Origin of the sequence: Micromonospora sp. NPDC049044 (assembly GCF_040649215.1) — a bacterium.
GTDB lineage: Bacteria > Actinomycetota > Actinomycetes > Mycobacteriales > Micromonosporaceae > Micromonospora.
In genome coordinates this window covers 199,575-212,925 of record NZ_JBEZFA010000008.1, presented here as the reverse complement: position 1 = coordinate 212,925, position 13,351 = coordinate 199,575, and the positions used below count along the sequence as shown (strand labels likewise).

Genomic DNA, 13,351 nt, shown 5'->3' with positions numbered 1-13,351 from the left:
CACCCGCTACGACAAGACCGCGACCTCGTACCAGGCCACCGTCACCATCGCCGCGCTACTCCAATGGCTGTGAACCTTTGAAGACACGGCCTAGCACGGACGGGGGGAGATTGGGGGTTGTGCACAGGGCCGGTAGTTGTCCACAGGGCACCGGGTTGGGGTCGAGGAGTGGCCGCATGGTGCCGCAGATTCTGCGGCATGGCAGAGCCCCTGTATCGATATTCGGAGCTGCTCGCTGCCGGCTTCAGCCGGCAGCGGGTCCGGACGTTTGCCGAGCTGTCCCGCCTGCACCGGGTGTCGCGGGGCATCTACGCGCCGTCGGCTGATCCGGCAACACACCTCCCGGCGATTCTCCGACGGCTGCCCGCCACCGCCGTCGTCGGTTTCCACACCGGTGCGCAACTGCATGGCTTCGGCGACGTCCGCAGCAACGAGGTGCATGTGATCGTCCCGGCTGGGGAAAACGTCCCGCACATCCAGGGCGTGGTCGCCCACGAGGCGGTACTGCCGGTACGCGATCCGGTGCTGCTGGCTGGAGTGCCGTGCGCACCCGCTGCCAGGTGTGCGGTGGATTTGGCCCGATCGATGCGTCGGATGGAGGTGATTCCGCTGCTGGACCTCTGCCTCCGCGTAGGCGCTTGCCAGGCTGAGGAGCTGCTGGTTGAGGTCGCTCGCCACAAACGTCTGCGTGGGGTCTGCCAGGCCCGCGATCTCGTGCCACGTGCCGATCCTCGTGCGGAGTGCCGTCAGGAGAGCCAGCTTCGACTGGTCCTGATCGACGGCGGCCTTTCACCGCCGGAACCGCAGATCTGGGTCCGGGACGGCAACGGGATACCGCTCTACCGCCTGGATCTTGGCTATCGGCAACACCGTGTCGGTGTCGAATACGACGGCTCGTCCCACCTGGACCGCGCCCGTCTCCGACGCGATCGTTTCCGATCGAACTGGCTCGCCGCCAACGGCTGGCAGATGCGCCACTTCACGGACCTGGACCTCTACCGCCGCCCTACCCACATCATCAAAACCCTGCTCCCCCTCCTCCACCCCTAAACCCACCCCCGCCTCGCCCTCCACCCCCAGGCCCCCCGCCCCGCTCTCCAACCGGTCGATCATGGACTTGTGGTGCCCGATAAAACGGGCAAAGTTGGAGCTGGCGCCCACCACAACTCCATGATCGACGCGGCCGGGGGTGCGGGACGCGGGACGCGGCCGGGGGTGCCGGGGCGTGGCCGGGGGTGGTGTAGGTCACGTTGGGGGGTTTGGGACGGATGGCGCAGGGGGTTGGCGATCGGTACGAAGTCGACGGCGTCCGGGGTGCTTGCTGGTTTGCCCGCCGGACGCTCGCGTGGAGGATGGCTGCTGCGGGTGCTTACAGAACCCTTAACCCGGGCCTGCGACGGTATGCCGGGCAAGCGGAACTCGGGGGAGCAGACGACGTGCGGGTGCTGGTGGCGGACGACGAGCGGTTGTTGGCGGACACGGTGGCCGAAGGGCTGCGCCGTCTGTCGATGGCCGTTGACGTCTGCTACGACGGCGGCGGTGCGCTGGAGCGGATCGGGGTGCACCGCTACGACGTCGCGGTGCTGGACCGGGACATGCCCGTGCACACCGGCGACGAGGTGTGCCGCAGCATCGCCGACTCCCAGGTCGGCACCCGGGTGTTGCTGCTCACCGCGGCGGCCGGCATCCGCGACCGGGTGGAGGGGCTCGGGCTCGGTGCGGACGACTACCTGACCAAGCCGTTCGCCTTCGCCGAGTTGGTGGCCCGGGTGCAGGCGCTCGGCCGACGGTCCACCCCGGCGCTGCCACCGGTGCTCAGCCAGGACGGCCTGACCCTGGACGTGGGCCGGCACGTGGCCACCCGGGACGGCCGGCCGCTCACCCTGAGCCCGAAGGAGTTCGCGGTGCTGCACGTGCTGCTGCGGGCCGACGGGCAGGTGGTGAGCGCCGAGGAGTTGCTGGAGCAGGCCTGGGACGAGTTCGCCGACCCGTTCACAAACGCGGTACGGGTCACCGTGATGACGCTCCGGAAGAAGCTCGGTGATCCGACGATCATCCACACCGTTCCGAAGGTCGGCTACCGGATCGGCGGTACGGCGTGAGCTGGACGCCCCGCCGTCGGGTGCTGCTCGTGGGCCTGCTGGCACTGCTGGCCGGGCCGGTGCTGCCGACGATGGGCAAGTGGCTGACCGGGGTGACCTGGGCCTGGGGGCAGCAGTTCTGCGACGTGCCCCTGCCCGGCCTCAGCACGGTCTGCGCCGAGGCGCGGCCGGGGGCGTTCGTGCTGCCCCTGGTGGCCGTACTGCTCGTGACCGCGGCGGCCCTGGTGGCGCTCTGGTTCGGCGCGGCGTGGTGCCTGAGCCCGGTCCGGGACCTGGCCGGGCCGATCGGACACGTCGGCCCGCAGAACCTCGGCCACCGGATCCGCCCCCGGGGGCGCGACGAGCTGGCCCGGCTGGCCCGGGCGATCGACGAGATGATGGAACGCATCTCCGCCGGATACGAGGGGCAGCGGCGGTTCGCCGCGAACGCCTCGCACGAGCTGCGCACCCCGCTGGCGGTGCAGCGGACACTCATCGAGGTCGGCATGGCTCGGCCGCTCACCGGTGAGCAGTTGGAGTTGCTGACCGCCCAACTGCTTGAGACGAACGAACGCAACGAACGACTGATCGAGGGTCTGCTCGCGCTCAGCGAGAGTGACCAGGGTCTGCGATCGCGGATACCGCAGCGGCTCGACGCGATCGTCGAGGCGGTGCTCGCCGGGTACCAGGACCGTGCCCGGGAGGCTGCGATAACCGTCGACACGCACCTCACGCCCCGGGTCGTCGTCGGCGAGCGGGTGCTGTTGGAGCGCCTGGTCAGCAACCTGGTGGAGAACGGGATCAAGTACAACCGGCAGGGCGGCTCGCTTACCGTCGTGGTGAGCGGCGTGCCCGCGCTGTCCGTGGTCAACACCGGTCAGCCCGTGCCGGCCGAGGCGGTGGCCGGTCTCTTCGAGCCGTTCCGCCGGCTCGCCCGGGACCGCACCTCGCAGGGCGGAGGCGCCGGTCTCGGCCTGGCCATCGCCCGCTCGATCACCCAGGCACACGACGGGATCATCGCGGCCCGGCCCGCCGAGCACGGCGGTCTACGGGTCGACGTCCAACTACCCAATGTGACCTAGCGCCGCACCACCGTTTCCCGGGTCCGGCGTACCGGCGGATCCGATCCGTGGTGTGCCCGAAAGGAGAAACCGATGTCACGCACCGTTGCCCCGGTCCGGGCCGATGTGGAGGAGGCCGCCCGCTGGCTCGCCGGCCGGGTGGTCCGCACCCCGGTGCTGCGGTCCCCGGTGATCGACGGACTGGCCGGGGCGCGCGTCCTGCTCAAGGCGGAGAACCTCCAGGACGGCGGCTCGTACAAGATGCGTGGCGCGCTGCGGGCGGTTGGTCGGCTCGCCGCCGCCGGCCACCGCGGGGTGATCGCGCAGAGCACCGGCAACCACGCGGTGGCGGTGGCGTTGGCAGCCCGGCAGCACGGGATCGCGGCGACGGTGGTGCTGCCTGTCGACGCGGCACCGACGAAGGTCGACCGGGCCCGCGCGGCGGGGGCGCGGGTGGTCTTCGCCGGCACCAGCGTGGCGGAGCGGGTGGCGGTGGCCAACGGCTTCAACGACGAGAGCGGTCACCCGGTCGTCGACGCGTACGACCATCCGGACGTCATCGCCGGGCAGGGCACCGCCAGCCTCGAACTGATCGAGGAGGCCGAGCGCGCCGGCACACCGTTGGACGCGCTCGTCGTACCCGTGGGTGGTGGTGGCGGGGTCGCCGGCGCCTGCCTGGCCGCCGCCGGCACGGGCATCGAGGTGTACGGCGTGGAACCGGTCGGCTGTGACTCGCTCGCCCGCAGCCTGGCGGCCGGTGAGCGGGTCCCGGTCGTGTCGGTGCCCACCATCGCGGACGGGCTGCGGCCGTCCTGCGTGGGCGAGTTGCCGTTCGCGATAGTGCGGGACGTGCTGCGCGGAGTCGTCCGGGTCGACGACGACGAGATCGGGGCGGCGTTCCGGCTGATCCTGACGGAGCTGAAGGTGCTCGCCGAGCCGTCCGGGGCGGCCGGCCTTGCCGGCGCGCTCCGGCTCGCCCCCGAAACCGGCCGGCGGCGAACCATCGGGGTGGTGCTCACCGGCGGGAACGTGGAGCCGGCGCTGGTGGCCAGGCTGCTGGTCCCGCCGCCCGCGGAGCTGCCGGGCCTGGAAACGGTGGCGGCATGAGCGCGCCCACGCGGATCGGAATCCTGTTCGGCGGACCGTCGGCGGAGCACGAGGTGTCCTGCGCGTCCGCGCTCGGGGTGGCGCGGGCGCTCGGCGGTGGCGGCTACCGCACTGTCGCCGTCGGCGTCACCCGCAGCGGCGGGTTCCGGCTGATGCCCGACGCGCTGCTCGCCGAGTTGCGGGACCGGCCGGCGGGCGAGCGCGCCATCGACGACCGGCTGCTGGTGACCGGACCGGCCGTCGAGCTGCGGGCCGGTCCGCGTCCCGGCGTCGTGCAGGTGTCCGCGGGTAACGCCCCCGGCGCGGTGCACGCCGAGCTGGACGTGGTCTTCCCGGTGCTGCACGGCCCGTTCGGCGAGGACGGTGTGGTGCAGGGGCTGTTGGAGTCACTGAATGTGCCGTACGTCGGGTGCGGCATCCTCGCCTCCGCGGTGGGTATGAACAAGGTGGCGATGAAGCGGGCGCTGCGCGCCGAGGGCATCCCCGTCACCCCGTACGTCGCGTTCGACGCACACACGTACCGGGCGGCCGGCGACCCGGAGAAGCTGGTCCTCGGGCTGCGTCGGCCGTTCTTCGTGAAACCGGCGAGCATGGGTTCCTCGATCGGCATCTCCCGGGTCGGGGAGGGCGACGACCTGGCCGCCGCCGTGACCGAGGCGTTCCGCCACGACCAGCTCGTCATTGTCGAGCAGGGGGTGGCCGGCCGGGAGTTGGAGTGCGCGGTGCTCGGCGGCTGGCGCCCCGAGGCGTCGGCGGTGGGCGAGGTGCAGGTGGCCGGCGGGTGGTTCGACTACCAGCAGAAGTACTTCGGCGACGCCGACCCGATGATCGTCCCCGCCGTACTGCCGGACGAGGTGACAGCGCGGATCCGCGACCTGTCGCTGCGCGCGTTCGCCGCGATCGGTGGCTGGGGCCTGGCCCGGGTCGACTTCTTCTACGACGAGAGCAACGGCGAGCTGTACGTCAACGAACTGAACACAATGCCCGGATTCACCGCGCACTCGATGTATCCGAAGGTGTGGGCGGCGGCCGGCCTCGGCTACCGGGAGGTGGTGGACCGGCTCGTCGAGTTGGCCCGTACCCGCCATGCGGAACGGGTCGCCACCACCGGGGGGACCATCCGATGATCCTGCTCGCCGATCCCCGGGTGGCGGCGGTGCCCAGCGCCGACGACGGCGATCCCCTGCTGGACCTGCGGAAGCTGCCGGAACTGCGGCTCGACGGCCGCGCGGCCGACCCCGCCGGGGCGTACGCGCGGCTGCGCGCCGCGGTCGTGGACCGCCTGCTCGCCGCGCAGCGTGCCCTGCCGGCCGGGATGCGACTGCTCGTGGTCGAGGGATACCGGCCGTACCAGGCGCAGCTGGCCATCTTCACCGGCTACCGGGACGAGTTGCGCCGACGGCACCCGGACTGGTCCCCGCAGCGTCTGCACCGGGAGACCACCAAGTTCGTCTCGCCGGTCGAGGTGGCCCCCCACACCACCGGCGGGGCGGTGGACCTGACGCTGTGCACCGACGACGGTGTGGAGCTCGACCTCGGCACGGCCATCGACGCGACCCCGGAGGACAGCGACGACGCCTGTTTCACCGCAGCGCCCACGATCTCCGCCACGGCCCGACGGCACCGGCAGATCCTGGTGGACGCTCTCGGCGGCGCGGGAATGGTGAACTACCCGACCGAGTGGTGGCACTGGTCGTACGGCGACCGCTACTGGGCGCTGATCACCGGGGCGCCGCGGACCAGGTACGGGCCGGTGGACCTGGCTGCCGCACGATCGGTGCCCGTCCCTGCTGAACGGTAGGGCGCTCCCGTCCGTACCAGGGTGGGAAGACACCACCGAGGACGGGAGTGACGTCGATGAGGGTGCAGCGCAGGCACGTGCTGGCGGCGACAGTGGCGGTGCTCGCCGCGGCGGGCGTGGCGGTGGGGACCAACTTCGGCTTCGCCGACACCGCCCCGGCCCGGTCGACGGCCTGCGCCGGCTCGGTCACCTTCTCGGCGGAGGGCGGTGCGCCGGCCGCGACCAGTGACCGCTTCCCGGTGGGCACGCGGTTGCGGGTGACGAACCTGGACAACAACCGGGCGACCACGGTGACGGTGACCGGCCCGTCGGGCAGTTGTGTGCTGCTCAACGCGGCTGCCATGGAACTGGTCCGGGAACCGGGCAAGAACGTGATCCGCCGCAACGTCGTGGAGCGGTTGGACGCTGCGGCGCCGCCCGCGCCCGGGACGATCCGCCCCGGTGCCGCGTCGCCGGGCGTGCCCGGTGCGGCACCCCGTTCGGCCTGCTCGGGAGCGATCACCTTCTTCGAGGAGGCGGCCGGACCGGCGGCGACCAGCGGGCAGTTCCCGGTGGGCACCCGGTTGCGGGTGACGAACCTGGACAACAACCGGGCGACCACGGTGACGGTGACCGGCCCGTCGGGCAGTTGTGTGCTGCTCAACACCGCCGCGATGGACCAGATCCGTGAACCCGGCAAGAACGTGGTCCGGCGCAACACGGTCGAGGTGATCCGCTGAGGCCGGCGCCTCAGTCGGACTGCCAGGTGCCGTCGGCGCGGACCCGGGCGGGAGCACGGCCGAGCAGCAGCGTGGTCAACGCCGCGTCGATGGTGTCGCCGAGAAACCAGTCGCCAGCCTGATCGAGGGCGAAGACCCGGCCGCGCTCGTCCACCGCCAGGATGCTGTCCTGTCGTTCGGTGCCGATCGGGAAGAGCCGTACGCCGAGCACCGCCCCGAAGTCCGCGAGGGTGTCGGCGGTGTGCGCGATGGTGTGCGGGCGGATGTCGAAACGGGAGATCCACACCTGCTCGCCGGGACCTCGTCGGGCACCGACAAGGCTGGGAAACGCGGTGAGCGCCTCGACGGCGGCGGGGAAGACCGCATGCTGGTGGGTCGCCCCCCGCACCGCTGTGACGTCCCGCACGGCGGCGGCAGCCATGATCTGGTCCCCGATGTGCGGTCGCCAACCCGCCGCGACCAGCGCGTTGGCGACCTCCGCCGGGAACCGGCCAGGATCAGGGTCGGGTTCCGCCGGGGCAACCCAGGTTTCGGTGTACGCCCGAGCCGCCTCCGGCAGGACGTTGGCGCGCACCAGGAACGTGATGCACGAATCGCACGGCAGGTCGGCGGGGCCGCCAGCCGGGTCACCCGGCTCCCGGACCCGGAAGATCTCGAACCGGGCGTCCGCAAGCAGTGCTGCCGCATCGGCCCGACCCATCGGCGCGATGCCCTCGGCGGCCCGGCGGTGGTCGTACTCGTGCAACACGTCGGAGACCACGATCAGCTCGGCGTGGGCTTCGCCGCCGCGGACCAGGTCGCCCGGAGGCAACTCGTCGAGGTAGCTGCGGACCAGCGGATGGTGGTGCAGCGGAACGTCCGCCCTGGTGCCCTGGGCCGTCCAGATCCGGCCTTCGAGGGTCAGGTGCGCTGTGGTGTTAGGGGTGGCGATCCGATGGATCTCCCGGGCCAGCAGACTCGCCGGGTCGACGGTGCGGGGAGCGGTCGGCTCGGCCGGCTGGCTGCGGCGGTACAGATCCGCCACCACATCGCTCGGCACCCGCGGCCAGGTGGTGACCTTGCCGGTCTGCTTGTCGATGACAGTCGTCGGCAGGTCACCGGGGACCGTGCGCACCTCGGTGGGGACGACGGACGTGATGACGAAGCCGAGGTCGAACTCGTCGACCATCGCGGTGCACTCGTGGCCGAGGCGTTGCGAGTCGCGACGGGCCCAGGTGGCCGCGAGCTGCTCTGCCTGTTGACGGTCGATCACGCATTGAAACTACCGGACTACGCGGATCGATGGCGGCCGGTATGGTGCTGGGTCTACCGACGGTGACGGAGGGGGCAGCGGTGAGCGACCACGTGGACCGGCACGCCAACCGCGAGCTACGGGCCCGATTTGACGACGTGTATGGGCAGTACCAGCAGCTCAGGTCCAGTTTGGACAGCTTGCAGACACGCCTTGCCGAGCTGCGGGTGACCCGGCGGTCCACCGACGGGCAGGTGACGGCCACCGTTGGTGCCCAGGGTCAGTTGATCGAGGTTGAGCTGACGCCGGCCGTCTACCGTGAGCGGGACGCCGGGGCGCTCGGCCGGAAGATCACCGAAACCATCCGGGCTGCCGCGACCGCCGCCGCCGACGCCACCCGCGACCTTGTCGCCGAGGTCGTGCCGGCCGGCTCCGGGTCGCCGGACTTCCTGCGCACCGGGGATTACGCCGCGCTGCTCGGCCGTGCCGACGCCGTTCTCGGCAGGGCTGCGGGGCAGCCATGACCGACGGACAGCTCTGGCTCGATCCGTCGCGGACCCGCCGCGGCGGTGCCGACCTGGCGCTCGCCGGCGAGGCGGTGACGGCCCGTCGAGCGGTCGAAGGGGGTGCGATCGAGGCTGCCAGCGGCGCCCGTCCGTGGGGCCGCGACGACATCGGCGCCGCCTTCGAGCGTAACTACCGCGGGTTCGAGCAGACGGTGCTGCGGGCCTGGGCGGGCGTCGGTCACCGGCTCACCGAGCTGGGCAGCGACGTGGTCCGGGCCGTCGACGCCAGCGTGCAGACCGACGGGGACAGCGCCGCCCGGTTCGGCCGGGCCACCGACCAGCGCTGACGGCGACTGCGATGAGTGTGCTGCCGAGCCCGATTCCCCACCCACTTGATTACGCACCCTGGGACGTGCCGGGCTGGATCTACGAGGCCCTCGACTGGGTGGTCGGTGTGCAGTGGCCGGAGGGCGACGAGCGGGCCGTCTGGGATGTCGCCGACAAGTGGTACGCGGTCGCCGGCGTCCTCTCCGCCCCGTACGCCGACGCCGCCGCGGCCGCCGCCGAGGTGCACGACGGGTACGGCGGTGTCGGGGCGGTCGACGCGGCGTTCGAGGCCGCCTGGCGGGGGATCGCCGAAGGTGTCGACGCCCCGCTGCCCGTGCTGCTCGCGGTCACCGCCGACCTGGGCCGGCTGGTCGAGGAGTGCGGCTGCGACATCGAGGGCGCCAAGCTGGAGGTCTGGATCGAGCTGGGCATCCTGGTCGTCGAGCTGCTCTCGGTGGCGGTCGCGGCGGTGCTCACCGCCGGCGCGGCAAGCCCGGCGGCCGGCGCGGCGGTCACCGCCACCCGGCTGGTGGTGCAACAGATCTTCAAGCGGCTGATGGGGCAACTCGCCAGCAAATCCCTCAAACACGGGCTCAAGGAGGCCGGCGAGCGGGCCGCCAAGGAGGTTGCCCGGGGTGGCGTGCGCGGTCTCACCAGGCGGGCCACCCGGGAAGGGCTTGAGGAAGCCGCCGAGGAGGCCGGGGTCACCCTGGCCACCCAGGCGTACCAGAACTCCACAGGGCGGGCACACGGCCTGGACCTGACCGACCTGGGCGCGTCGGCGGTAGGTGGCCTCGCCGGCGGGGCGGTGGCACCGCTGGCCGGTCTGGGTCGGCACGCGACCGGGCGGGTGGCGCGAGTCGGGGAGCACCTGGGGCGGGAGATGACCGGCGAGGTGCTCGCCGAGAGCGCCGCCAGCCTGGCCACCGGTCAGGGCCTCACCTCCATGCAGGACGTGGCCCGCGCCGCCGCGTCCGGGGCCACCGGTTCGGCCACCGGGCAGACCGACCACGCGTTGCGCACCCGGCTCGACGCGCAGGCCAACGCCCTCGCCGGGGCGTCATTCGCCGGTCCTTCCCTTCCACCAGTGGCACCCGTCGCCGGAGACCTGTCCGCCCCGGCCGACGCGGCTTCGCGAGGGGGTCGGCTCGGATCGGATCCGGCAGCACTGGCCGTACACCCGGCGGGTTCGAGTGACACCGTCTCGGCGCCTGGCGTCCCGGTGCAGGCGATGCCGGCCGCCGCCATGTCACCACCGGACCACCTGGCGCCGCCGCGCGCCGAGCTGTCGAACGGTGGCGCGACCCAGGCGGCGGCACCGCCGGCCCCCGACGCCCACCTGTCGACGCCACAGTCGGTAGGCCCACTGTCCGATCTGGACACCGCCGGCCGATCGCCACAGCCGGCCGAGCCGGTCCCATCCGCGGACGGGCCTCTGCTGAAGGAGGCAGGCGTCACCTCCTCGGTCGTGGCCGATCCGACGCTGCCGCCACCGCCCGCCGATCCACGGCAGCCGCCGGCGCCGGTTCCCGGAGTCTCGCCGGGGGCCGCTCCCGGGGTCTCGCCGACAATTGCGCCGGGGCTGCCGTCGGGGATCGCGCCCGGGGGCCCGCCGACGGTTGCGCCAGGGCTCTCGGCAGTGGCCGCGGCCTCGCCGGTGCCGGCTTCCGGGCCTTCGGCAGTGGCCGCGCCCGGGGCCTCGCCGGTGCCGGCTTCCGGGCTCTCGGCAGTGGCCGCGCCCGTGGTCGGGGCCTTCGGGTCGACAAGCGGCCCAGCCACCGCCGTCCCGCCGGGCCACCCCGGCACCTCGCCGCACCCCACCACCGCCGGCCCGGTCGCCTGGTCGCCGTCGACCGGCACGCCAGCGTCGACGACAGCCACCGGCCCGACACCGCCGGTCACCGTCGCCACCCCGCTGATGCGGCAACCACCCGCCCCGACGCGGGCGCCGCGCGGGCCGGATCACCCGGCCCGGGGCAGGGCCCCGGTCCCCGTCGACGTCGTGGCGTTCGGCGAGCCGACGCCCACCACCGAGACCATCGACTGGTACGCCGCGCAGTGGGCCGCCGCGGCGGAAGCCGCCGAGCGGCAGCGCTACCAGGGCCACTACGAAACACAGCGGAGCGGGTTCGAGCGCAATCGCCGACAGGCCGAGGCCACCCGACTGCGCGGCCGGGCCGCCGAACACGATCGCCGGGCCGTCGAGTACGCCACCTACGCGCGACAACTGCACCAGGCTGGTCACCGGCAGTGGGCCGACGGCTGGCAGCGGGCCGCGAACGACGAGGCACGCGCGTACGCCCAGTGGCGTGACCTGGCGGACGCGGTGCTGGTTGGCAGCACGGCGCCGGCGGTCGTGGACATCGAGGCCAGCGCCTTCGAGCAGGCGAACCGGGACGTTGGCGCGCTCGCGCTCGGGGCGGTGGAGACCTCCGGTCCGTCCCGGCTCACCGGCGACGACACACCCCCGCCGATCGACGACTCCCGGCCGTACGGGCGGCCGGGAGGACTGCGTCCGCCGCTCGCCCTGCACCAGGTCGACGTCGAACGGCAGATGCCCCGCGAGCCGGACGGCACAGTTACGCGCACCGCCGATCCCCGTCGAGGCGGCTGGTTCCGGCTGCTGAACGACGGAGGCCCCAGGGCCGACGCCACCCGGGGCATCAACTGCCTGGACTGCACCCTGTCGATGTTCGAGACCTGGGTGCACGGGCGACCCCGGGTGTCGGCTCCGCGTACCTTCGACGGCTACCTGGACGGGGACATCCGCCGCCCGATCCGTGGCGAGGCAGGCGGCCCGGGCCGGGTGGAGGACGTGACCGGCGGGCGCTTCCAGCAGCTCCTCGCCCCGCCGTCCGGGCGACACCCGTACGCCGGGCAGGCACGGCAGGCCGCCGACCGGGGCTACCGCAACCTGCACGACCAGCTTCTGCTCGGCGGTCACGGCAGCTACGCGTTCCTGGTCACCGAGTGGCCGCACGGCGGTTCGCACGCGTGGGTGGCGCTCAACCAGAACGGCACCGTGCTCTACGTGGACCCGCAGAACGGCGTGGTCCGGGACCGGCCGCTGTACCCCGACGTGGTCGGCATCGACGCGCTGGTACTGAGCGGGGACGGCCGGCCGATGCCGCTCGGCGGGCTACCCCGTGGCCGGTTCAGCGAGCGGCCCGACCTGCCGGACCACCCTTCGACGGACGACGACGGCGGCCACGGCGACCCGTACATCAACCGGATGTATCTGCTGCTTGACGGTCCGGGTTCAGCTCCGGCCCCGACCTCGGACCCGGACCCGGACCCGGACCCGGACCCGGACCCGCCGGAGGGTGATCCGGCCGTCGCGAATGAGCTCGGTGATCCAACCGCCGGGTTGGCGCAGCTCACCGCAGGGGAGTTGGCGACTCTGACGGAGCTTCGTCATCGCGCGCTCGCGGTCGCCGATCGAGTCGAGGAGACGCTGACTCAGGTTGGCCGGAACGTGACAGAGTCGATGGGGCTCAGCGAGCCGGTGCGGTTGCGTAACCGCGCCTTTCGTGTCAAAGAGCTGGATTCGCTGGCACGCAAGTTCGTCGATGAGGCGCGGGGTCTGCACATCGGAGTCGAAGAATTCGCGGGTACAGTCAACGATGTCCTCCGGTTCTTGTTCGAGATGCCCTCCGGGGAGAACTACCGGCGGGGCGTTCAACTGGTGCTCGTGGGGCTCGCGGATGCTGGCTTCTCCATCCCACAGTCAGGCCTGAAGAACTTTTGGCGGGAAGGTAACAAGTTTTACGGATTCAATTGCACGCTTCGATCTCGCGACGGGTTCTTCGTTGAGTTGCAGTTGCACACGCGCGCCTCGCGGGAAGCATGGCTGCAGACTCATGGCGACTACGAGGTCCTACGCCGGGTGACCTCCACGTCTGAGGAGCAGGTGCAGGCGTATCTGCGAATGCTTGCCACGAACCGCGAGCGGCGGATGTCGGAGTGCATCCCGCCGGGGTTGGAGGATCATTTCCCAACTAAGGACGCAAGCTTTGCGAAGTGGTTGGCCCAAAGCGGAGATGCCTGGCAGAAGTATCGGTCGTGGCTCGATCGTCAAGGGATCACCTTCCCGCAGATGGTGCATGAGTTGGGGTTGAGTTCTTCCGATTTCCCGATAGCAGCGGACGTCGCCATCAAGTTGGAGAAAGAGATTGTTGACGTATTACGTGATTTACCGTAACGACGAGCGGGTGGAGGGCCCAGCCGGACTCTTCGTCATGGAGGTAGGCGCAGGCAAGGCCATCCTGTGGGATCACCGCAGTGGAGCCTGGGCCTTCGATCCGGCTCTAGTCATGCGCTTTGTCAACGACTATCGAAACTTCGACCGCTTTGAAACCGTTGATCGTGCCACGGCCGAGAGAGTGGCGGAGACCGTCAGCGGGGGTGCCCCGCTGCCCGACGAGGACGGCATCCGAGCGATGTTCGAGTCTGGCGCCAACGCCACTGGCGAGCGGTCGTCCGGTCAGCAGTGATGGGCTGTGCATGCGAGGGCGTAGG

General features: G+C 71.8%; 12 protein-coding genes. 11 read left to right on the top strand and 1 reads right to left on the bottom strand.

Going from position 1 to position 13,351, the window contains the following annotated elements:
• Positions 1-198 precede the first annotated feature (198 nt).
• The 7 genes from AB0B85_RS09330 (at position 199) to AB0B85_RS09300 (ending at position 6,769) form a co-directional block, all read left to right on the top strand.
• Positions 199-1,050 carry a DUF559 domain-containing protein gene (locus AB0B85_RS09330; RefSeq protein WP_357405298.1) on the top strand — a complete coding sequence of 284 codons (852 nt, stop codon included), beginning with the start codon at positions 199-201 and terminating at the stop codon, positions 1,048-1,050.
• A gap of 386 nt (positions 1,051-1,436) precedes the next feature.
• A complete protein-coding gene (locus AB0B85_RS09325; protein WP_357405296.1) occupies positions 1,437-2,102 on the top strand; it encodes a response regulator transcription factor in 666 nt (221 codons plus the stop codon).
• On the top strand, positions 2,099-3,163 hold the full coding sequence (locus AB0B85_RS09320) for a HAMP domain-containing sensor histidine kinase (protein ID WP_357405294.1): 1,065 nt from the start codon (positions 2,099-2,101) through the stop codon (positions 3,161-3,163). The genes AB0B85_RS09325 and AB0B85_RS09320 overlap by 4 nt, the downstream gene beginning before the upstream one ends.
• A 72-nt stretch (positions 3,164-3,235) precedes the next feature.
• The gene (locus tag AB0B85_RS09315; protein ID WP_357405292.1) at positions 3,236-4,249 is read left to right on the top strand and encodes a pyridoxal-phosphate dependent enzyme; all 1,014 of its coding nucleotides are present in this window, start codon (positions 3,236-3,238) and stop codon (positions 4,247-4,249) included.
• On the top strand, positions 4,246-5,376 hold the full coding sequence (locus AB0B85_RS09310) for a D-alanine--D-alanine ligase family protein (RefSeq protein ID WP_357405290.1): 1,131 nt from the start codon (positions 4,246-4,248) through the stop codon (positions 5,374-5,376). The genes AB0B85_RS09315 and AB0B85_RS09310 overlap by 4 nt, the downstream gene beginning before the upstream one ends.
• On the top strand, positions 5,373-6,050 hold the full coding sequence (locus AB0B85_RS09305) for a M15 family metallopeptidase (RefSeq protein WP_357405288.1): 678 nt from the start codon (positions 5,373-5,375) through the stop codon (positions 6,048-6,050). Before AB0B85_RS09310 ends, AB0B85_RS09305 begins: the two co-directional genes overlap by 4 nt.
• Positions 6,051-6,106: 56 nt before the next feature.
• Positions 6,107-6,769: a hypothetical protein gene (locus AB0B85_RS09300; protein ID WP_357405286.1), complete on the top strand. Its 663-nt coding sequence runs from the start codon at positions 6,107-6,109 to the stop codon at positions 6,767-6,769.
• A gap of 10 nt (positions 6,770-6,779) precedes the next feature.
• On the opposite strand, the gene AB0B85_RS09295 is transcribed toward AB0B85_RS09300, so the two are convergent.
• Positions 6,780-8,021, bottom strand: coding sequence for an SUKH-3 domain-containing protein (locus tag AB0B85_RS09295; protein WP_357405284.1), 1,242 nt, complete (start codon positions 8,019-8,021; stop codon positions 6,780-6,782).
• An 80-nt stretch (positions 8,022-8,101) separates the two neighbouring features.
• On the opposite strand from AB0B85_RS09295, the gene AB0B85_RS09290 reads away from it, so the two are divergent.
• Genes AB0B85_RS09290 through AB0B85_RS09275 form a run of 4 tightly spaced genes read left to right on the top strand, consistent with a single transcriptional unit; the run spans position 8,102 to position 13,326 of the window.
• Positions 8,102-8,524, top strand: a complete 423-nt coding sequence (locus AB0B85_RS09290) for a YbaB/EbfC family nucleoid-associated protein (protein ID WP_357405282.1) — start codon at positions 8,102-8,104, stop codon at positions 8,522-8,524.
• A complete protein-coding gene (locus AB0B85_RS09285) occupies positions 8,521-8,853 on the top strand; it encodes a hypothetical protein (protein ID WP_357405280.1) in 333 nt (110 codons plus the stop codon). Before AB0B85_RS09290 ends, AB0B85_RS09285 begins: the two co-directional genes overlap by 4 nt.
• An 11-nt stretch (positions 8,854-8,864) precedes the next feature.
• Complete coding sequence (locus AB0B85_RS09280; RefSeq protein WP_357405278.1) at positions 8,865-13,034, top strand: toxin glutamine deamidase domain-containing protein; 4,170 nt, start codon at positions 8,865-8,867, stop codon at positions 13,032-13,034.
• Positions 13,009-13,326, top strand: coding sequence for a hypothetical protein (locus AB0B85_RS09275; protein ID WP_357405276.1), 318 nt, complete (start codon positions 13,009-13,011; stop codon positions 13,324-13,326). Before AB0B85_RS09280 ends, AB0B85_RS09275 begins: the two co-directional genes overlap by 26 nt.
• Positions 13,327-13,351 lie beyond the last annotated feature (25 nt).